Annotated in this window: 21 protein-coding genes; 17 read left to right on the top strand and 4 right to left on the bottom strand. The window is 71.2% G+C overall.

The genetic code is table 11. From position 1 onward, the window contains the following. A partial coding sequence (locus tag VGD70_RS07925) for a neutral zinc metallopeptidase (RefSeq protein WP_331079676.1) occupies positions 1 to 119 on the top strand: 119 nt, incomplete at its 5' end. A 217-nt stretch (positions 120 to 336) separates the two neighbouring features. Here VGD70_RS07925 and VGD70_RS07930 read toward each other — a convergent pair. Next, positions 337 to 1,683, bottom strand: coding sequence for a hypothetical protein (locus tag VGD70_RS07930; RefSeq protein ID WP_331079641.1), 1,347 nt, complete (start codon positions 1,681 to 1,683; stop codon positions 337 to 339). A gap of 185 nt (positions 1,684 to 1,868) precedes the next feature. Between VGD70_RS07930 and VGD70_RS07935 the strand changes: the two genes are divergently transcribed. The 3 genes from VGD70_RS07935 (at position 1,869) to VGD70_RS07945 (ending at position 5,257) form a co-directional block, all read left to right on the top strand. Then, positions 1,869 to 2,561, top strand: coding sequence for a DUF305 domain-containing protein (locus VGD70_RS07935; RefSeq protein WP_331079643.1), 693 nt, complete (start codon positions 1,869 to 1,871; stop codon positions 2,559 to 2,561). A gap of 100 nt (positions 2,562 to 2,661) precedes the next feature. Continuing rightward, entirely contained in the window at positions 2,662 to 4,686 is a 2,025-nt protein-coding gene (thrS, locus tag VGD70_RS07940) for a threonine--tRNA ligase (RefSeq protein WP_331079645.1), read from the top strand. A gap of 10 nt (positions 4,687 to 4,696) precedes the next feature. After that, complete coding sequence (locus VGD70_RS07945) at positions 4,697 to 5,257, top strand: HIT domain-containing protein (RefSeq protein WP_331079647.1); 561 nt, start codon at positions 4,697 to 4,699, stop codon at positions 5,255 to 5,257. Between the two features lie 113 nt (positions 5,258 to 5,370). Here VGD70_RS07945 and VGD70_RS07950 read toward each other — a convergent pair whose 3' ends face one another. Beyond that, positions 5,371 to 5,937: a YceI family protein gene (locus VGD70_RS07950; protein ID WP_331079649.1), complete on the bottom strand. Its 567-nt coding sequence runs from the start codon at positions 5,935 to 5,937 to the stop codon at positions 5,371 to 5,373. A gap of 100 nt (positions 5,938 to 6,037) precedes the next feature. Between VGD70_RS07950 and VGD70_RS07955 the strand changes: the two genes are divergently transcribed. Genes VGD70_RS07955 through VGD70_RS07975 form a run of 5 tightly spaced genes read left to right on the top strand, consistent with a single transcriptional unit; the run spans position 6,038 to position 10,315 of the window. Then, positions 6,038 to 6,532: a MarR family winged helix-turn-helix transcriptional regulator gene (locus tag VGD70_RS07955; RefSeq protein WP_331079651.1), complete on the top strand. Its 495-nt coding sequence runs from the start codon at positions 6,038 to 6,040 to the stop codon at positions 6,530 to 6,532. A 47-nt stretch (positions 6,533 to 6,579) separates the two neighbouring features. Next, positions 6,580 to 7,212: a phosphatidylinositol phosphate synthase gene (gene pgsA, locus VGD70_RS07960; RefSeq protein ID WP_331079653.1), complete on the top strand. Its 633-nt coding sequence runs from the start codon at positions 6,580 to 6,582 to the stop codon at positions 7,210 to 7,212. Then, entirely contained in the window at positions 7,209 to 8,162 is a 954-nt protein-coding gene (locus tag VGD70_RS07965) for a phosphatidylinositol mannoside acyltransferase (protein WP_331079654.1), read from the top strand. Before pgsA ends, VGD70_RS07965 begins: the two co-directional genes overlap by 4 nt. Further along, positions 8,159 to 9,289 carry a glycosyltransferase family 4 protein gene (locus tag VGD70_RS07970; RefSeq protein WP_331079656.1) on the top strand — a complete coding sequence of 377 codons (1,131 nt, stop codon included), beginning with the start codon at positions 8,159 to 8,161 and terminating at the stop codon, positions 9,287 to 9,289. Before VGD70_RS07965 ends, VGD70_RS07970 begins: the two co-directional genes overlap by 4 nt. 9 nt (positions 9,290 to 9,298) lie before the next feature. Continuing rightward, positions 9,299 to 10,315: an NUDIX hydrolase gene (locus VGD70_RS07975; RefSeq protein ID WP_331079658.1), complete on the top strand. Its 1,017-nt coding sequence runs from the start codon at positions 9,299 to 9,301 to the stop codon at positions 10,313 to 10,315. 55 nt (positions 10,316 to 10,370) lie between these two features. Here VGD70_RS07975 and VGD70_RS07980 read toward each other — a convergent pair whose 3' ends face one another. Then, positions 10,371 to 12,497 (bottom strand): elongation factor G-like protein EF-G2, encoded by a 2,127-nt coding sequence (locus VGD70_RS07980; RefSeq protein WP_331079660.1) that lies wholly within the window; start codon positions 12,495 to 12,497, stop codon positions 10,371 to 10,373. 208 nt (positions 12,498 to 12,705) lie between these two features. Here VGD70_RS07980 and pdxS point away from each other — a divergent pair, with 208 nt between their 5' ends. Next, a complete protein-coding gene (gene pdxS, locus VGD70_RS07985) occupies positions 12,706 to 13,641 on the top strand; it encodes a pyridoxal 5'-phosphate synthase lyase subunit PdxS (RefSeq protein ID WP_331079662.1) in 936 nt (311 codons plus the stop codon). Between the two features lie 13 nt (positions 13,642 to 13,654). On the opposite strand, the gene VGD70_RS07990 is transcribed toward pdxS, so the two are convergent. Beyond that, positions 13,655 to 14,215 (bottom strand): helix-turn-helix domain-containing protein, encoded by a 561-nt coding sequence (locus VGD70_RS07990; protein WP_331079663.1) that lies wholly within the window; start codon positions 14,213 to 14,215, stop codon positions 13,655 to 13,657. Between the two features lie 78 nt (positions 14,216 to 14,293). Between VGD70_RS07990 and VGD70_RS07995 the strand changes: the two genes are divergently transcribed. The 7 genes from VGD70_RS07995 to VGD70_RS08025 form a co-directional block, all read left to right on the top strand. Then, entirely contained in the window at positions 14,294 to 14,998 is a 705-nt protein-coding gene (locus VGD70_RS07995; RefSeq protein ID WP_331079665.1) for an AzlC family ABC transporter permease, read from the top strand. 317 nt (positions 14,999 to 15,315) lie between these two features. After that, positions 15,316 to 15,606 carry an AzlD domain-containing protein gene (locus VGD70_RS08000; protein WP_414637911.1) on the top strand — a complete coding sequence of 97 codons (291 nt, stop codon included), beginning with the start codon at positions 15,316 to 15,318 and terminating at the stop codon, positions 15,604 to 15,606. Between the two features lie 34 nt (positions 15,607 to 15,640). Beyond that, on the top strand, positions 15,641 to 16,273 hold the full coding sequence (pdxT, locus tag VGD70_RS08005) for a pyridoxal 5'-phosphate synthase glutaminase subunit PdxT (protein WP_331079667.1): 633 nt from the start codon (positions 15,641 to 15,643) through the stop codon (positions 16,271 to 16,273). 70 nt (positions 16,274 to 16,343) lie between these two features. Next, positions 16,344 to 17,096 (top strand): YebC/PmpR family DNA-binding transcriptional regulator, encoded by a 753-nt coding sequence (locus tag VGD70_RS08010; RefSeq protein ID WP_331079669.1) that lies wholly within the window; start codon positions 16,344 to 16,346, stop codon positions 17,094 to 17,096. Positions 17,097 to 17,134: 38 nt separating this feature from the next. Further along, positions 17,135 to 17,734 carry a hypothetical protein gene (locus VGD70_RS08015; RefSeq protein WP_331079671.1) on the top strand — a complete coding sequence of 200 codons (600 nt, stop codon included), beginning with the start codon at positions 17,135 to 17,137 and terminating at the stop codon, positions 17,732 to 17,734. Next, positions 17,731 to 18,243, top strand: a complete 513-nt coding sequence (locus VGD70_RS08020) for a DUF4262 domain-containing protein (protein ID WP_331079672.1) — start codon at positions 17,731 to 17,733, stop codon at positions 18,241 to 18,243. The genes VGD70_RS08015 and VGD70_RS08020 overlap by 4 nt, the downstream gene beginning before the upstream one ends. Positions 18,244 to 18,361: 118 nt before the next feature. Beyond that, a partial coding sequence (locus VGD70_RS08025; RefSeq protein ID WP_331079674.1) for a zinc-ribbon domain-containing protein occupies positions 18,362 to 18,795 on the top strand: 434 nt, incomplete at its 3' end.

Here is an 18,795-nt window from a genome sequence, read left to right on the forward strand (position 1 = left end):
TGGACACGACCCAGTTCAGCCACGGCTCGTCGGCCCAACGCCAGAAGTGGTACCGAACCGGCTTCGACACCGGCGACCCGAACCGCTGCAACACCTTCCAGACCGACAACCTAGGTTAAGGGCCTGTCTCGTAGATCATCGTGTGAAGTCCTGCGCCGACCACCGGAACCTCAGGGGACCGTGACGGCACCCAGCCACCATCCACCTCGATACCCGCACCATTCGCCGGGACGCAACGCACACTTTTAATCCCGGGGAGGCGGACTAGCCGCACCGGCCGGAAACGGCGGCGGGCCCCGCGACACCACGTCGCGGGGCCCGCCGTCGCGGTGCTCGTCAGCGGCCGTAGTGGCCCTGGGTCTGCACGTTCAGCTCATCCAGCCGCACGCCCTTGGCCGAGTTCGTCCTCGGGTCGTCGATCTTGAGCACGTCCAGCCCCTTGCCGAGGTCGGACGAGTAGATGTAGCCGTTGTAGTAGTACGCCGACCAGGTGCCGCCGCCGGTGTTCGGGTCCGCGGCCGGGCCGCGCTCCCAGAAGCCGATCTTCTCCGGGTGCGCCGAGTCGGTGAAGTCCCACACCTGCACGCCGCCCATGTACCAGGACTGGACCATGATGTCCTTGCCCTTCACCGGGAGCAGCGAGCCGTTGTGCGCGACGCAGTTCTCCTCGGCCGTCTGGTAACGGTCGATCTTGAAGTAGCTCCGGAACACGAGCTTGCGCTGGTCGCCGCGGCCCACGATGTCGTAGATGCCGTCGGCGCCGCGGGTCGGGCCGATCTCCGGGTTGCAGGTGGCCGCGCCGCCGCCGCCGAGCTCGTCGGTGAAGATCACCTTCGTGCCGGCGTTGTTGAACGTGGCCGAGTGCCAGAACGCGAAGTTCTCGTTGTCCTCGACCCGGTGGATCTCCCGCGGGTTGAGCCGGTCGGAGATGTCGAACAGCACGCCGTCACCCATGCAGGCGCCGGCGGCCAGGTCCTTCTCCGGGTACACGGTGATGTCGTGGCAGCCCGTGGTGGCCGAGGTCCGGTACGGGTACACCAGGTCGGGCTCGCCGGGGTTACCGCCGTCCGGGAACAGCACCGGGGTGGCCGCGACCTTGGCCGCGGTCGGGTTGCGCAGCGGGACCTCGACGATCGAGATCTTGTCGTGCGGCGGCTGGCAGCCGGAGATGGTCGCCGACGGGCCGTAGGACGACACGTACAGGTAGGCGACCTTGCCCCGCTTGTCCGGCACCAGCGTGTGCGTGTGCGAGCCGCACGCGGTGGCCACCGACTTGATGTAGCGCGGCGCCCGCTTGTCGCTGATGTCGAAGATCTTCATGCCCTCCCAGTACGGCTTGGTGCCGTCGTTCTGGACGACCGAGGCGCAGGAGTCGTCGCTGCGCCGCGAGTCGGTGGACACGAACAGCAGGTTCCCCGCCACCGAGACGTCGTTCTGCGAGCCGGGGCAGAGGACCTGGCTCACGATCTTGGTCTTCTTGGGCTGCTTGATGTCGTAGATGGTGAAGCCCAGGTAGTTGCCGACGATCGCGTAGCGCCCTTGGAACGCGATGTCGGTGCCGGTGCCACCCACGAGCGGAGCGGTGGGCGGGAGGTAGGCGACCTGCTCCATGTTGGGACTGCTGACGATCTCGTCAGGGCCAGGGAAGTCCTGTGCCGCGACCGAGGGCACGCCGGCCACCATGGCCGCCGCGACGGCGGCAGTGCCGATCGCAGCGGTTGACGCACGTCTGCGCCACCCTCGCAGGGTCGATCTCACCACAAGTACCCCTCTCACTTACGGTCGGAAGCACACATTATGACCAGGTAGGTCAGGAATAAACTAGCTCCGTTCGACGGGCGTATCGGCAGATGGGAACACGATTACCCATGACTCGGACAAGCCGGACAGTTGGTCTGGACCTGTCGCCCCGGACGCGGCTCCGCGCCGTGCTCGGTGTGCTGCTCGCGGCCGGTGGGCTGGTCGCGTGCACCGCCGAGAAGCCGCCCCCGCCCACCAACTCCGCGCCCGTGATCGTGCCCGGCAAGCCGGGTGAGCCGGCCAGCACGATCCCGCCCGGCAAGGCCACTCCCTACCAGGAGGAGGCCCCCAACGACGCCGACGTGACGTTCGTGCAGGACATGATCGTCCACCACGCGCAGGCCCTCGAGATGACCGCGCTGGTGCCCGACCGCGCGGTCCGTGCCGACGTCAAGGGCATGGCCAGCCGCATCGCCGACACCCAGCAGCCCGAGATCGACATGCTGAACCGCTGGCTCGAGCGCTACGACAAGCCGGTGGTCGTCCCGGGCCAGCACGGCGGCCACGGCGGCGCGACCCAGCACGCCGACATGCCGGGTATGGCCACCGACGAGCAGCTCGCCACCCTGCGCGGCGCCCACGGCGAAGTGTTCGACACGCTGTTCCTGCAGCTCATGGTCGCCCACCACAAGGGCGCGCTGACGATGGTCGAGGGCGTCCGCAAGGCCGGGGTGAACGTCCGGGTGCAGGAGATCGCCGACGACGTGGCCGTCACCCAGACCGACGAGATCCACCGGATGGAAGGGATGCTCGCCGGCTGACCGCGCCGCGGCGCCGACGGGAAACCCGCAGGCCAAGCCTCGGGGTGGCTCGATAGCATCGACATCTACCGCTAACGAGCCGAACCACCGAGGAGTAGCCGTGTCCCAGTCGAGCCCGCCAGTCGTCGAGCCCACCTCGCGGGTGGTGGTGCCGGCGGGCACTACGGCGGGCGCGGCGGTCCGGGAGGCCGGGCTGCCCGGCAAGGGACCGGACGCGGTGGTCGTGGTCCGTGACGTCGACGGCCGGCTGCGCGACCTGTCCTGGGTTCCCGACGCGGACGCGCAGGTCGAGCCGGTCGCGGCCGACACCGACGACGGCCGCGCGGTCATCCGGCACTCGGCCGCGCACGTGCTGGCCCAGGCCGTGCAGCAGCAGTTCCCCGAGGCGAAGCTGGGCATCGGCCCGCCGGTGCGGGACGGCTTCTACTACGACTTCGACGTCGAGCGCCCGTTCACCCCGGAGGACCTGCAGGCGCTCGAGAAGCGCATGAAGCAGATCGTCAAGTCCTCCCAGCGGTTCTCTCGCCGGGTGCTGGACTCGGTGGAGGCCGCGAAGAAGGAGCTGGCCGCCGAGCCGTACAAGCTCGAGCTCGTCGACCTCAAGTCCGAGGTGGACACCGACGAGGTCATGGAGGTCGGCGGCGGCGAGCTCACCGTCTACGACAACCTCGACCCGCGCACCGGCGAGCAGGTCTGGGGTGACCTGTGCCGTGGCCCGCACCTGCCCACCACCAAGCACATCCCGGCGTTCAAGCTCACCCGGGTCGCGGCCGCGTACTGGCGGGGCAGTGAGAAGAACCCGCAGCTGCAGCGGATCTACGGCACCGCGTGGGAGTCGCAGGAGGCGCAGGACGCCTACCTGGAGCAGGTCGCCGAGGCCGAGCGGCGCGACCACCGCAAGCTCGGCGCCGAGCTGGACCTCTTCTCCTTCCCCGACGAGGTCGGCTCCGGCCTGCCGTTGTTCCACCCGAAGGGCGGGATCATCCGCCGCGAGCTGGAGAACTACTCGCGGCGCCGGCACGAGGAGTCCGGCTACGAGTTCGTGAACACCCCGCACATCGCCAAGGAAGGGCTGTTCCTCACCTCGGGTCACCTGCCGTACTACGCGGAGACGATGTTCCCGCCGCTGGCGTTCGAGGGCGAGGACTACTACCTCAAGGCCATGAACTGCCCGATGCACCACCTGATCTTCCGGTCCCGCGGGCGTTCCTACCGTGAGCTGCCGCTGCGGCTGTTCGAGTTCGGCGCCGTCTACCGGTACGAGAAGTCGGGCGTGGTCCACGGCCTGACCAGGGCGCGCGGGTTCACCATGGACGACTCGCACATCTACTGCACCCCGGAGCAGGCGCCGGGCGAGCTGCGTTCGCTGCTGCGCTTCGTGCTCGACCTGCTCTCCGACTACGGCCTGTCGGACTTCTACCTCGAGCTGTCCACCCGGGGTGACACGGGCAAGTTCATCGGCGAGGACTCGGAGTGGGAGGAGGCCACCGAGACGCTGCGGCAGGCCGCGCTCGACTCCGGTCTCGAGCTGGTGCCCGACCCGGGTGGCGCGGCCTACTACGGGCCGAAGATCTCGGTGCAGGCCAAGGACGCGATCGGCCGGTCGTGGCAGATGTCCACCATCCAGGTGGACTTCAACCACCCGAAGCGGTTCGAGCTCACCTACACCGCGCCGGACGGGTCACGCCAGCAGCCGGTCGTGCTGCACCGCGCGCTGTTCGGGTCGATCGAGCGGTTCTTCGGCGTGCTCACCGAGCACTACGCGGGCGCGTTCCCGGCGTGGCTCTCGCCGGTGCAGGTGGTGGGCATCCCGATCGCCGACGAGCACGTCGCGCACCTCACCGCGGTGGCCGCCGAGCTGCGTGCCCGCGGCATCCGGGTCGAGGTGGACCAGTCCGACGACCGGATGCAAAAGAAGATCCGCAACCACACCACCCAGAAGGTGCCGTTCATGCTGCTGGCCGGTGGCAAGGACGTGGAGGCGAACGCGGTGTCGTTCCGCTTCCGCGACGGCAGCCAGATCAACGGCGTTCCCGTCGACCGGGCGGTGTCCGTGATCGCCGACTGGATCGCGAGCCGGTCGAACGAGTCGCCGTCGGCGTCGAACATCGAGGTCGAACACTAGGATCGGCCCCATGACCGGTGCCGACCAGCCAGAGCTCGTCGAGCAGGAGGGCGTCGGCGTGCCCGACGCCCTCCAACGGCTGTGGACGCCGCACCGCATGGCGTACATCAAGGGCCAGGACAAGCCGGCGGGTGACGACATCGATGGCTGCCCGTTCTGCCGCCTGGTCGAGCTGGACGACGCGGACGCACTGATCATCGCGCGCGGCGCGCTGGTGTACGGGGTGCTGAACCTGTACCCGTACAACCCGGGCCACCTGATGGTGGTGCCGTACCGGCACGTGGCGGACTACCCGGCGCTGACGGCCGCGGAGACGGTGGAGCTGGCGGAGTTCACCCAGAGGGCGATGACCGTGGCGAGGACCGTCTCGGCCCCACACGGGTTCAACATTGGCATGAACCAGGGCGTGATCGCGGGCGCGGGGATCGCGGCGCACCTGCACCAGCACGTGGTCCCGAGATGGGGCGGCGACTCGAACTTCATGCCGGTGGTGGGCCACACGAAGGTGCTGCCTCAGTTGTTGGCGGAGACGAGGTCGCTGTTGGCGAAGGCCTGGGCAGAAGAGCCGTAAGGCAAAGCACCCCAACCGAACCGCGATGCGAGCGGCACGCCTGCCCTGTGGGACAAACGAAACGGCGCGCCCCCCACACGAGAGCGCGCCGTCCAGAAGCTAAACGGAAAGACTCAGGCCTCCGGCTTGCGGAGAACAGCCTCCACCTCGATGTGGATGTCGATCTTGTCGCCGACCACCGCGAGGCCGTTCTGGACGCCCTCGAAGTTGACGTTGAAGTCCTTGCGGTTGATCTGCGTGGTGGCCGAGAAGCCCGCGCGGGTCCCGCCCCACGGGTCGGCGCTGAAGCCGTTCAGCTCGAAGGTCAGGGGGACGGTCTTGGTCACGCCCTTGAGCGTGAGCTCACCGTCGAGCACGAAGTCGTCGCCGTCGCGGCGGGCGCCGGTGGCCGTGTAGGTCATCTCCGGGTAGGACTCGACCTCGAAGAAGTCGGCCGAGCGGAGGTGCTCGTCGCGCTGCTTGTTGTTGGTGCTGATCGAGCTCAGGTCGATCGCGATGGTCACGGCGGACTCGAGCGGGTTCTCGGCGGTCACGATCTCACCCTTGACCTCGTCGAACCGCCCGCGGACCTTCGTGACCACCAGGTGGCGGACGACGAACGCGACATCGGTGTGCGCCGAGTCGATGTCCCAGGTGCCGGCGAGGTAGCCGGGGATGTCGAGCGAGGTGGCACTGCTCATGTGAAGACCCTCCGTGGAGATGGTTGAACGGTCAGTTATTGAGAGATCAATCGTGACCCTACTCCTGCTTGATTGAGACTTCAACTAGTACACTGGGGGCATGTCCGAGACCCGGTGGCTGACCGACCGCGAGCAGGAGATCTGGCGGTCGTTCATGGCGGCGTTCCACGGGCTGACCGACCAGCTGGCCCGCCAGCTGCAGCGGGACTCCGCCATGCCGCACGCGTACTACGAGATCCTGGTGGCCTTGTCCGAGGCCCCTGACCACACCCTACGGATGAGCGAGCTCGCCAACCTCCGCGGTTCCTCCCGCAGCCGGCTCTCCCACGCGGTGGCCCGGCTGGAAGACGCCGGCTGGGTCACCCGCCGCGACTGCCCCACCGACAAGCGCGGCGCGTTCGCGGTCCTCACCGGCAAGGGCTTCGCCGCCCTCGACGCAGCCGCCCCCGGCCACGTCACCGAGGTGCGCGAGAAGCTGTTCGACAAGCTCACCCCGGAGCAGGTGGAGCAGCTCGGCGAGATCAGCGCGGCGATCCTGCGCGGCGTCGACCCGCCGTCGCTGCCGCGCTGCCCCGACCTCACCGGAGACCGTTAGGCTGCCGGGGCACCCAGTCTCGACCCCGTGATGAGGCTCGCCGACTCATGCTGAACATCTTCGCCCGAGCCTCGGTCTCGCGCGTCACCGATCCCGTCGGGGCGTGGCTGGTGCGGTTGGGCCTCACGCCCAACGCGATGACCCTCATCGGCACGGTCGGGGCGATCGGGTTCGCGCTCTGGCTGTTCCCCACCGGCCACCTGCTCGCCGGCACGCTGACGGTCTGGGGCTTCGTCATGCTCGACCTGCTGGACGGCGCCATGGCCAGGGCCCGCGGCGGCGGCACCAAGTTCGGCGGGGTCCTCGACTCCACCTGTGACCGCCTCGCCGACGGCGCGCTCATGGCGGCCATCGCCTGGTACGCCTTCCGCGTCGCGAACTCGCCCTCGCTCGCCGCGGCGGCGCTCACCTGCCTCGTGCTGGGCCAGGTCATCTCCTACATCAAGGCCCGCGCCGAGGCCGCCGGGCTGTCGGCCAACGTCGGCCTGGTGGAGCGCGCCGAGCGGCTGATCATCGCGCTCGTCGGCACGGGCCTGTCCGGCTTCGGCGTCCCGCACGCCGTCGACGTCGCGCTCTGGCTGCTCGTCGCCGGCTCGGTGATCACGGTTGTGCAGCGCCTCGCCGCGGTGCGACGCTCGGCGACCGCCGAGACCATCCCGACCTCGGAGGCAGGCGAATGACCGGTTTCGGCGAACGGCTGGAGGGCGCGGCCTACGCGGCCGGGTGGGGCCTGGTGCGCGCGCTGCCGGAGTCGTTCGCCCGCGCGTCCTTCCGGGCCGGCGCCGACCTCGCCGCCCGCCGCGGCGGGCCCGGGGTCGCCCAGCTGCGCCGCAACTACGCCCGGGTCGTGCCCCAGGCCGGCCCGGCCGAGCTCGACGAGCTGGTCCGCGCCGGCGTCCGGTCCTACGCGCGGTACTGGATGGAGACCTTCCGGCTCCAGTCGATGGACCACAAGGAGATCTTCCGCAAGGTCGACGAGGTGTTCACCACCCAGTCGCTGATCGACGCCGCGCTCGAGCGGGGCAAGGGGCTGGTCCTCGCGCTGCCGCACACCGGCAACTTCGACGTCTCCGGACTCTGGCTCGTCGGCCACTCCGGCTCGTTCACCACGGTGGCCGAGCGGCTCAAGGTCGAGTCGGTCTACCAGCGCTTCCTGACCTTCCGCGAGTCGCTCGGCTTCGAGATCCTGCCGTCCTCCGGCGGCGACCGGGCGCCCTACCGGGTGCTGATGGAACGGCTGCGGGAGAACAAGATCGTCTGCCTGCCCGCCGACCGCGACCTGTCCGGGCGCGGCATCCCGGTGAGCTTCTTCGGCGAGCCGACCCGGATGGCGGCAGGCCCCGCGCGGCTCGCGGCGGCCACCGGCGCGCAGCTCCTCCTCGTGGACAACTGGTTCACCGACGACGGCTGGGGCATCCGGGTCCACACGCCGATGCTGGTGCACGGCCGCGACGAGGTGCGGGCCGCGACCCAGCGGATGGCCGACGGGTTCGCCGCGGACATCGCCGCCAACCCTGTCGACTGGCACATGATGCAGAAGCTGTGGCTGGCCGACCTGTCCGAGGAACGCCGTGACTCGCTCCGGTCGCCCGCGGCGCAGGAGTCCGAGGAGGCGCGGGAGTCACGGTGAGGATCGGCGTGGTGTGCCCGTACTCCTTCGCGGTTCCCGGAGGGGTGCAGGGCCATGTCGTCGACCTGGCCAAGGCGCTGCGCAAGCTCGGCCACCACGTGGACGTCCTCGCGCCGGCCGACGAGGACACCCCGCTACCCGAGTTCGTCCGGCCGGCCGGCCGCGCGCTCGGCATCCCGTACAACGGCTCGGTGGCCCGGCTCTCCTTCGGCCCGGTGTCCTACGCCCGGGTGCGCAAGTGGGTCCGCTCGCACGACTTCGACGTGCTGCACCTGCACGAGCCCACCGCGCCGAGCCTGTCGATGCTGGCCCTGATGCTGGCCGACGGCCCGATCGTCGCCACGTTCCACACGTCGACGTCGCGGTCCCGCACGCTCAGCGCGTTCCAGGTGGTGCTCCAGCCGTTCCTCGAGAAGATCACCGCGCGGATCGCGGTGTCCGCGCTCGCCCGGCGGGTGCAGGTCGAGCACCTCGGCGGGGACGCGGTGGAGATCCCCAACGGCGTGGACGCCGAGTTCTTCGGCCGGGCCGAGCCGCTGGCCGGCTACCCGCGCGAGGGCGGCACGATCGGCTTCGTCGGCCGGTTCACCGAGCCGCGCAAGGGGATGCCGGTGCTGCTCGACGCGCTGCGCATGCTCGTTCGTGACTTCCCGGCGCTGCGGCTGGTGGTGGTCGGCGGGGGCGACCAGAACCAGCTGCGCCGCCAGGCCGGGCCGCAGCTCGCGGACCGGCTGGAGCTGCTGGGCCAGGCCGACGACGAGGTCAAGGCACGCATGCTGAGCAGCGTCGACGTGTACTGCGCGCCGAACACCGGCGGCGAGAGCTTCGGGATGATCCTCACCGAGGCGATGGCCGCGGGCGCGGCGGTGGTCGGCAGCGACCTGGACGCGTTCCGCCGGGTGCTGGACGACGGCCGGGCCGGGATGCTCTTCCCGGTGGGGGACCCGGCTGGGCTGGCCGCTGCGCTGCGCGGCATGCTGACCGAACCGCGACGGCGCGAGTCGTTCGTCGCGAACGCGCGGCAGCGGGTGGCGGCCTACGACTGGCCGGTGGTGGCCGGTCAGGTGTTGCGGGTGTACGAGCAGGCGATCGCCGCGGATCCGCGGCAAGTGGTCGAATCTGGGTGAGGTGTCTCTTTGAGCACGGGTCTTCTGATCACGTTGCTGGCCGTCGCGCTGGTGGTGGCGCTGGTACTGGGGTTGTGGCTGGCCGCGACGGCGAACCGGCTCGACCGGTTGCACGTGCGGACCGACGCGGCCTGGGCGGCGCTGGACGCCGCGCTCGCCCGCCGGGCGGTGGTGGCGCGGGCGGCGGCCGCGGCCATCGGGCTGGACGGCGTCGTCGCGGACAAGCTGCGCGCGGTGGCCGAGCGGGCCGAGCAGACCGAGCGGTCCGAGCGCGAGGAGGCGGAGAACGCCCTGTCGCTCGAGCTCGCGGCGGTCGACCGGGGCAAGCTGCCGCTGGCGCTGGCCGCGGAGCTGCTGGACGCCGAGCAGCGGGTGGTGATCGCGCGGCGGGTGCACAACGACGCCGTGCGCGACACGCTCGGGCAGCGCAGGCGCCGGTTGGTGCGCTGGCTCAAGCTCGCCGGCACCGCCCCGCAGCCGGAGTACTTCGAGATCGTCGAGCCGTCGCTGACCGGCGACCCGGGTGGCGCGCCGCTGCCGCGGCCGTCGGCGCGGGTGCTGCTGCTCGACCGCGAGCGGCGGGTGCTGCTGTTCAACGGGCACGACCCGGGCCGGCCGGACACCCGGTGGTGGTTCACCGTCGGCGGCGGCGTCGAGCAGGGCGAGGACCTGCGCTCGGCGGCACTGCGTGAGCTGGCCGAGGAGACCGGCATCGAGCTGGGCGAGCAGGACCTCGTCGGCCCGATGTGGCGGCGCCGCGTGGTGTTCAGCTTCGACGGCCGCACCTACGACGGCGAGGAGTGGTTCTTCCTCGCGGACCTGTCCGGCAACGGGAACGAGGTCGAGATCCGCATCGACACGTCCGGCTTCACCGACGTGGAGCACAACACCGTGGACGGGCACCGCTGGTGGAGCGTGGAGGAGCTGCGCACCACGGAGGAGACCGTGTACCCGGTGCAGCTCCCGACCCTCCTTCCGGAGCTCCTGATGTCCACTTGGGACGGAACGGTGCGCGCCGTCCGCTGACGCCGAACGGCGCCGCCGCCCTCGCGGGCAGTGGCGCCGTTCGCGGCTCCCGGGCTCAGGTGACCTGGTGGGCCACCGACTCCGGTAGTGGGTCGTAGCGGGTGAAGTGGCGGGTGAACGTCGCCGACCCGGAGGTCATCGAGCGCAGGTCGATGGCGTAGCGCAGCAACGACGTGGCCGGGACCTCGGCGCGGACGATGCTGTAGCCCGGCGCCTCGTCGGCCTCCGTGCCCAGTACCCGGCCGCGCCGGCTGGACAGGTCGCCCAGCACCGCCCCGAGGTGGTCGTCCGGCAGCCGCACCCGCACCTCGTCGACCGGCTCGAGCAGCGAGATCCGGCCGTTGGCCGCCGCGTCCTTGAGGCCCATCGAGCCGGCCATCTGGAACGCCGCGTCCGACGAGTCGACGCTGTGTGCCTTGCCGTCGAACAGCGTCACCCGGATGTCGACCACCGGGTGGCCGGCCGACAGGCCCTTGTCCAGCTGGGCCCGCACACCCTTCTCCACCGACGAGATGAACTGCGACGGCACCGAGCCGCCGACCACCTTGTCGACGAACTCGAACCCGCCGCCGACCGGCAGCGGCTCGACGTCGATGTCGCACACGGCGTACTGGCCGTGCCCGCCGGACTGCTTGACGTGCCGGCCCTTCCCGCGGGCCTTGCCGGCGAACGTCTCGCGCAACGCCACCTTCACCGGCTCGGTGTCCACGTCCGCGCCACCGGCCCGCAGCCGGGCCAGCACCACGTCGGCGTGCGCCTCGCCCATGCACCACAGCACCAGCTGGTGGGTCTCCGCGTTGCGCTCCAGCCGCAGCGTCGGGTCCCCGGCGACGAGCCGGGCGAGGTTGCGGGACAACGCGTCCTCGTCGCTGCGGGTCTTCGCCACGACCGCCACCGGCAGCAGCGGCTCGGGCATCGTCCACGGCCGCATCAGCAGCGGCCTGTCCGGGCTGGAGACCGTGTCCCCGGTCTCCGCCGACCCCAGCTTGGTGAGCGCGCAGATGTCCCCCGCCACGCAGTGGGTGACCTCGCGCAGGTTCGACCCCAGCGGCGAGTAGATGTGGGCCACCCGCTCGTCGACGTCGTGGTCCTCGTGCCCGCGGTCGGACATGCCGTGCCCGGAGATGTGCACCGGCCGCTCCGGCCGCAGCGTCCCGGAGAACACCCGCACCAGCGACACCCGGCCGACGTAGGAGTCGATGGCCGTGCGCACCACCTCCGCCACCAGCGGGCCGTCGGGGTCGGCGGAGAGCGCGTTCTTGTCGGCGCCGTGCACGTCGGTGACGTCGGGCACGTTGTGCTCCAGCGGGGACGGGAACGCGCCGGTGAGTGCCTCGAGGAGCTCCGCGAGCCCGACGGCGGTGGTGGCGCAGACCGGGATAACGGGGTGGAAGGCGCCGCGGGCCACCGCGGTCTCGAGGTCGGAGATCAGCGTGGCGGTCTCGATCTCCTCGCCCTCGAGGTAGCGGTCCATGAGGGTCTCGTCCTCGCTCTCGGCGATGATGCCCTCGATCAGCTCGTTGCGGGCGTCGGCGATGAGCTCGAGGTCGGCCTCGTCCGGCTCGCTCACCTTCGGCGGGTAGCCGTCGGAGTAGTCGAAGAACCGGCGGGTGATCAGGCCCAGCAGGCCCTGCTTGCCCCCGGTCGCCGGCAGGTACAGCGGCATCACCCCACCGCCGAACGCCTCCTGGCAGGCGGCTATCTCGGCAGCGGTGTCCGCACGCTGGTGGTCCAGCCGGGCGATCACGACCGCGCGCGGCATCCGGACCGCGGCGCACTCGTTCCACAGCGCGACGGTGGCCGGGTCGACGCCCTCGGCCGCGCACACCACGAACAGCGCCGCGTCGGCCGCGCGCAGGCCCGCCCGGACCTCGCCCACGAAGTCCGCGTAGCCGGGGGTGTCGATGAGGTTGATCTTGACGTCGTTGTGCACCAGCGGCGCCACCGACAGCCCGACCGAGCGCTGCTGGCGCTGCGCGGCCGGGTCGTGGTCGCAGACCGTGGTGCCGTCGGTGACCGTGCCCGCCCGGGTGATCACGCCCGCCGCCGCGAGCAATGCCTCGGTGAGGGTGGTCTTCCCGGAGCCGGAAGGCCCGACGAGAACGATGTTCCGTACTTTGGCGGGGTCGTCTACAGCGACCGCGGCTCCGCCATCACCGTTGTCCGTGTGCTTGCTCGCCATGCCAGTCACCCTTTCCGTACGGACGGCGCTGTCTGTCGGAATTGATTGTTGTGTTCGATCTCACACCTGTTTACCAGCCGCGACAACCCCGCAGGCCCCGCCGTGTCCAGCAGGAGCCCGCATCCGCGAAGTGGCCTTGTGAGATACCTCGGAATTGGCCCGGGAGAGAGGGCCACGTCGCTCCTACACTGGAAACCGGGAATCCACGATGAAAGGAACTCGGGTGTCTGACGTTTCCACTTCCACCGCTGCCTCCACGCGGCCGGAGACCGGCACCGCGCGGGTCAAGCGCGGCATGGCGGAGATGCTCAAGGGCGGCGTGATCATGGACGTGGTCACCGCCGACCAGGCCAAGATCGCCGAGGACGCCGGCGCGGTCGCGGTGATGGCGCTCGAGCGCGTGCCGGCCGACATCCGCGCGCAGGGCGGCGTCGCCAGGATGAGCGACCCGGACCTGATCGACGGGATCGTCAACGCGGTGTCCATCCCGGTGATGGCCAAGGCTCGCATCGGCCACTTCGTCGAGGCGCAGGTGCTGCAGTCGCTCGGCGTGGACTACGTCGACGAGTCCGAGGTGCTCACCCCGGCCGACTACGCCAACCACATCGACAAGTGGCAGTTCACCGTGCCGTTCGTGTGCGGGGCCACCAACCTCGGCGAGGCGCTGCGCCGGATCACCGAGGGCGCGGCGATGATCCGCTCCAAGGGCGAGGCCGGCACCGGCGACGTGTCCAACGCGACCACGCACATGCGCAAGATCCGCGGCGAGCTCAAGCGGCTCACCTCGCTGCCCGAGGACGAGCTCTTCGTGGCGGCCAAGGAGCTGCAGGCGCCCTACGAGCTCGTACGCGAGGTCGCCACGCTGGGCAAGCTCCCGGTCGTGCTGTTCACCGCTGGCGGCATCGCCACCCCGGCCGACGCGGCGATGATGATGCAGCTCGGCGCGGAGGGCGTGTTCGTCGGCTCGGGCATCTTCAAGTCCGGCGACCCGGCCCGGCGCGCGGACGCCATCGTCAAGGCCACCACGTTCTACGACGACCCGGACATGCTGGCCAAGGTGTCCCGCGGCCTCGGCGCGGCCATGGTCGGCATCAACGTCGACGAGATCCCCGAACCGCACCGGCTCGCGGACCGCGGCTGGTAGTTCGGGCTGGTGGTCACCAGTGCTCGGACACCATCACCGCGGCGGTGCCGGGCGCCAGTGCCTCGAAGACGTGCTCGACGTCGCCGGGGTAGGCCACGTAGTCGCCCGGCGCCACCTCGACCGGGTCCTCGGTGAGGCCGATGCGGGCCCGGCCCGCGCACAGCACGACGTGCTCCACAACGCCGGGCATGTGCGGGTCGGACTCGCGGGCCGCGCCCGGCTCCGCGGTGATCAGGTAGATGTCCCGGCGGGCGTTCGGCGGGCAGGACGCCAGCAGTGTGGCCACGTAGTTCGCCCGCTCGGAGAACACGGCCGGCCCCTCACCGGCGCGGATGACCTGCACCCTCGGGCGGGCCGGCTCGACCAGCCGGCTGAGGGGCACGTCGAGGGCCACCGACAGGGCCCACAGCGTCTCGACGCTCGGGTTGCCGCTCGCCGACTCCAGCTGGGACAGCGTCGACTTGGCGATGCCGGCGCGCTTCGCCACCTCGGACAGCGACAGTCCGACCCGCTCCCGCTCCCGCCGCAGTGACTGGGCGATGACCTCGAGCGGCGCCCCTCGCGGTTGCGTCATGGATGCTCCAAGCGTTCGGTAGATCGGGCACAACGTTCGCCTTGACGAACGATGTGCCCGTGTTCATCATAGGAGACTATGCGTTCGATATGGCGAACCCTCACCCCGACACTCCGCCGTGACCTGCTGGCGCTCGCCGGGGCGATCACGGTCGTCGGCGCCTCGTTCGGCGCGATCGCGGTCGCGGCCGGGCTGCCCTGGTGGATGCCCTCGGTCCTGTCGGTCCTCGTCTTCGCCGGCGGCTCGCAGTTCATGGTGGTCGGCGTGGTCGCCGCGGGCGGCGGGCTGGTCGCCGCGGTCCTCGGCGCGCTGGTGCTCAACGCCCGCCACCTGCCGTTCGGCCTGGCGCTCGGCGACATCATGGGCCGCGGCTGGCCCGCCCGGCTGCTCGGCAGCCACCTGATGATCGACGAGTCGGTCGCCTTCGCGATGGCGCAGAAGGAGCCGCGGCGCGCCCGGGCGGTGTTCTGGGCGTGCGGCGTGGCGCTGTTCGTGTCGTGGAACGTGGGCACGATCGTCGGCGCGCTGGCCGGGCGGGTGATCGGCGACCCGGGCGCGCTGGGCCTCGATGCCGCGTTCCCCGCGGCCCTGCTCGCGCTGGTGCTGCCGTCGCTGCGCAAGGCGCCGCGGGCCCGCAACGCCGCGCTGCTCGGCGCCGCGATCGCGCTCGCGGCCACGCCGTTCCTGCCGGCCGGGGTGCCGGTGCTGCTGGCGCTGGGCGGGCTGGTCGTGCTGATCCCGGCCCCGGCCCCGGCTTCCGCCGACGAGGAGGTGCCGGCGTGACGATCACTGCGATCGTGGTGCTGGCCGTCGGGACCTACGCGTTCCGGGTGGCCGGCCCCCTGCTGCGCGCCCGCATGGTGAAGGCCGCCGCTCGCCGCGACGGCGCCGGCCCCGCGCGGAAGGCCGTGGCCGCCGCCGACTCGGCGACTGGGATCGGCTCCGCCGCCGATCGAGCGACCCGCGGTGCCGACCCGGCGATCCAAGCCGGTGCGGCCGCCGCCGATCCGGTGGCCCGGGACGGCGCGGCCGGTTGTGACGTGGCGACCCGGGCTGCCATCGCCGGCCCGGCGACTCGGGCTCGCGGGGCGGGTTGTGACGTGGCCGCCCGGACCGGGGCGGCCGGTGGCGGGCGCGTCGCCGGCGGGGGGACCGACGTCGCGGTGCTGCCGCCGCGGGTCACCGAGCTGATGTCCACGGCGGCCACCGTGCTGCTCGTCGCGTTGATCGCCACCGCGGCGCTCACCGCCGGTGGCGCGTTCGCCGGGGTGGCGCTGCCGGCCGGGGTGCTGACCGGTGGCGTGCTGGCCTGGCGCAGGGTGCCGTTCGTGGTGGTGGTCGTCGTGGCCGCGGCGGTGGCGGCCGGGCTGCGGGCGCTCGGCGTGCCGTAAGTAAGCTGAACGGGGAATTACGGGAGGTCAACAGGTGTCTGGCGGCGAACCGCTGATCGGCGTGCTCGCACTGCAGGGCGACGTCCGCGAGCATCTCGCGGCCCTGCGGTCCTCCGGTGCGCGCGCCACGACCGTCCGCCGGGACACCGAGCTGTCCGAAGTGGACGGTCTGGTCATCCCGGGTGGCGAGTCGACCACGATCTCGCGGCTGCTGGACACCTTCGGGCTGCTCGAGCCGCTGCGCGAGCGGATCGCCGGCGGCATGCCGGCCTACGGCTCGTGCGCCGGAATGATCCTGCTGGCCAGCAAGGTGCTCGACGGCCGGGAGGACCAGCACCAGCTCGGCGGCCTCGACGTGATCGTGCGGCGCAACGCGTTCGGCCGGCAGGTCGACTCGTTCGAGGAGGACCTCGAGTTCGCCGGCGTCGACGGCCCGCCGGTGCATGCGGTGTTCATCCGCGCGCCGTGGGTCGAGTCGTCCTCGCCGGAGGTCGAGGTGCTCGCCCGGGTGAGCGACACCCCGGACGTCCCGGGTGGTGAGGCCGCCGCCGGTAGGATCGTCGCCGTTCGGCAGGGCCCCGTGCTCGCCACCGCGTTCCATCCGGAGCTCACTGGGGATACGCGCGTACATCGGCTGTTTGTGGAAATGGTGACGGAGGAGATATGAGGGAGCTCGCGAGCGAGTCATTGATACCGGGCGACCGCGAGCGGCAGCACCGAGTCTGCGAGGGGTTGTCGTGAGTGGCCACTCGAAATGGGCGACCACCAAGCACAAGAAGGCCGCACTCGATGCCAAGCGGGGCAAGCTGTTCGCCAAGCTGATCAAGAACATCGAGGTCGCCGCGCGCACCGGTGGTGGTGACCCGGACGGCAACCCCACGCTGTTCGACGCCATCCAGAAGGCCAAGAGAAACTCCGTCCCGCAGGACAACATCGAGCGCGCCCGCAAGCGCGGTGGCGGCGAGGAGGCCGGCGGCGCCGACTGGCAGACGATCATGTACGAGGGCTACGGCCCCAACGGCGTGGCCGTGCTGGTCGAGTGCCTCACCGACAACCGCAACCGGGCCGCCGGCGAGGTGCGCACCGCGATGACCCGCAACGGCGGCTCGATGGCCGACCCGGGCTCGGTGGCCTACCTGTTCAACCGCAAGGGCGTCGTCATCCTGCCCAAGAACGACCTGTCCGAGGACGACGTGCTGATGGCCGTCCTCGAGGCCGGCGCCGAGGAGGTCAACGACCTCGGCGAGAGCTTCGAGGTCGTCTCCGAGGCCACCGACCTGGTCGAGGTGCGCAAGGCGCTGCAGGAGGTGGGCTACGACTACGAGTCGGCGGAGGCGAGCTTCCTGCCGTCGGTCAGCGTGCCGCTGGACGCGGACGGCGCGCGCAAGGTCTTCCGCCTGATCGACGCCCTCGAGGACAGCGACGACGTGCAGAACGTCTACGCCAACTTCGATGTCTCCGACGACATCATGGCGGAAGTCGATGCGTAGGGAAGCGGGCTCGGGCGGCGGCGTCATGGCCGAGGTGGATGCGTAGCGACCTCGGGCTCGGCGCGTGGCGGCTGTTGATCGCCACGTGCGGGCTCGTCGGTTTCGGGTTCGCCGTCGCCACCTTCCGCGACCCGTGGCCCGCGCTGAGCCAGCAGGCCAGCCTGCTCGCCGGCATCGGCTACCTGGCCGTGGCGGTCCTCGGCCGGCGGGCCGAGCCGGTCGTCACGTGGCTGCGGGGCGCCATGACCGTGCTGCTGCTGCTGGTCTGCGTCACCTACCTCACGGTCATCGAGGGCGACCTCGACACCGTGGGGTCGCTGTTCGAGCACCTGGTCACGCCGCTGCTCGCGCTCGCGGACTGGGTGCTGGCCGGCCGCACCCGGGCGGTGCGCTGGTGGTACCCGGTGAGCTGGGTGGTGTTCCCGCTCGCGTACCTCATCTACTTCGTGCTCGCGGACGTCCAGCTGTACCGCAGCTTCCTCGACCCGGCCACCACCGGCTTCGGCCTCACCGTGGGCACGTTCCTGCTGGCCCTGGTGGCGGTCGGCTACCTGCTGTACGGCATCGCGAAGGCCCGCCCGGTGCCGGTCGCCGAGACCGCCGCCGAGACCGCCGCCGAGCCGGTGGAGGCGCGGTGAACCCCGAGGACCTCACCGACGAGCATCGCGAGCTGCGCGACCGGCTCATCACCGAGGCCGACGAGCGCGGCAACGCCATCGTCGAGGTGGCCGGGGACGAGTACAGCGGGCCCTACACGTTCTCCGTCGGCGCGTGGCGGCGGTTCGGCGTGCCCGAGGCCGTCGTCATCGGGCTCCCCGAGGGCATGGGCGCCGTGCTGGTCAACGCCTACGTGCGGCGGGCGGCCGCGGGGGAGCGGTTCCTCACCGGCGTGCGGTACAAGGACTTCTTCGACGGCGTGCCGGTCGTGCTCGAGCGGGTCTACAAGGGGTGGTACCTCGAGTTCTTCGGCAGCGCCTTCCTCGTCCACCCCAAGGGCGACTTCCCGGCGGTGCAGCTGATCGTGCCCACGCCGGAGGTCATCTGGCCGTGGCACCCGCACGCTCCCGACGGCTTCGCCCAGTGGCAGCCGATCCTCACCGAGAGCGGCAAGCCGGAGAGCTGGACCCCCGGCGTCAACGGTCCGTGACCGTGCACATCGGACCGTAGGGCGCGAGGTGCGGCGGCGGCGGTGACCCGCGTATCCCACGATGTGGTGGGGCGTACCCTCATCGCGTCGCGGGTTGACGACTAAGGGGGCTCGACGGTTGATCATTTACGGATGGAAGCAGTATCTGCAGGTCCTCGCGGTGCTGCAGCTGGTCTGCAGCCAGTGCGGCAACTCCGCCGAGCACGTGCTGCGCAAGATCACCACCAAGTTCACGCTGTTCTGGATCCCGCTGTTCCCCATCGGCCGCAAGCACACGCTCGTGTGCGCGGCGTGTGAGTGCGAGCAGAAGGTGTCGAAGGAGCAGGCGATGCAGCTGGCCGCGAGCGGCGGCGGCATGCCAGGGCCGGGGATGCCGGCACCCGGGATGCCCGCGCCCCAGCCGGCCACCGGCCCGCAGCCGTCCTTCGGCCCGCCGTCGGGTCCGCAGCCGGCGTACGGCCCGCCCGCCGGCGCGGCCGCGTTCGGTCCCGGCCCGCAGCCCGGTTACGGTCCGCCGAACACCGGCCCGCAGCCGTCCTACGGTCCGCCGTC

Origin of the sequence: Actinophytocola sp. (genome assembly GCF_036402745.1) — a bacterium.
Classification (GTDB): Bacteria; Actinomycetota; Actinomycetes; order Mycobacteriales; family Pseudonocardiaceae; genus Actinophytocola.

What these genes read in the sequence shown, in the direction of transcription:
- VGD70_RS07955 (WP_331079651.1), top strand. Translation starts at nt 6,038, where the DNA reads ATGTCCGAGACCCGGTGGCTGACCGACCGCGAGCAGGAGATCTGGCGG.
- pdxS (WP_331079662.1), top strand. Translation starts at nt 12,706, where the DNA reads ATGAAAGGAACTCGGGTGTCTGACGTTTCCACTTCCACCGCTGCCTCC.
- VGD70_RS07980 (WP_331079660.1), bottom strand. Translation starts at nt 12,497, where the DNA reads ATGGCGAGCAAGCACACGGACAACGGTGATGGCGGAGCCGCGGTCGCT.
- VGD70_RS07930 (WP_331079641.1), bottom strand. Translation starts at nt 1,683, where the DNA reads ATGGTGGCCGGCGTGCCCTCGGTCGCGGCACAGGACTTCCCTGGCCCT.
- VGD70_RS07950 (WP_331079649.1), bottom strand. Translation starts at nt 5,937, where the DNA reads ATGAGCAGTGCCACCTCGCTCGACATCCCCGGCTACCTCGCCGGCACC.
- VGD70_RS08015 (WP_331079671.1), top strand. Translation starts at nt 17,135, where the DNA reads ATGCGTAGCGACCTCGGGCTCGGCGCGTGGCGGCTGTTGATCGCCACG.
- VGD70_RS07935 (WP_331079643.1), top strand. Translation starts at nt 1,869, where the DNA reads ATGACTCGGACAAGCCGGACAGTTGGTCTGGACCTGTCGCCCCGGACG.
- VGD70_RS07945 (WP_331079647.1), top strand. Translation starts at nt 4,697, where the DNA reads ATGACCGGTGCCGACCAGCCAGAGCTCGTCGAGCAGGAGGGCGTCGGC.
- VGD70_RS07990 (WP_331079663.1), bottom strand. Translation starts at nt 14,215, where the DNA reads ATGACGCAACCGCGAGGGGCGCCGCTCGAGGTCATCGCCCAGTCACTG.
- VGD70_RS07965 (WP_331079654.1), top strand. Translation starts at nt 7,209, where the DNA reads ATGACCGGTTTCGGCGAACGGCTGGAGGGCGCGGCCTACGCGGCCGGG.
- VGD70_RS07995 (WP_331079665.1), top strand. Translation starts at nt 14,294, where the DNA reads ATGCGTTCGATATGGCGAACCCTCACCCCGACACTCCGCCGTGACCTG.
- pgsA (WP_331079653.1), top strand. Translation starts at nt 6,580, where the DNA reads ATGCTGAACATCTTCGCCCGAGCCTCGGTCTCGCGCGTCACCGATCCC.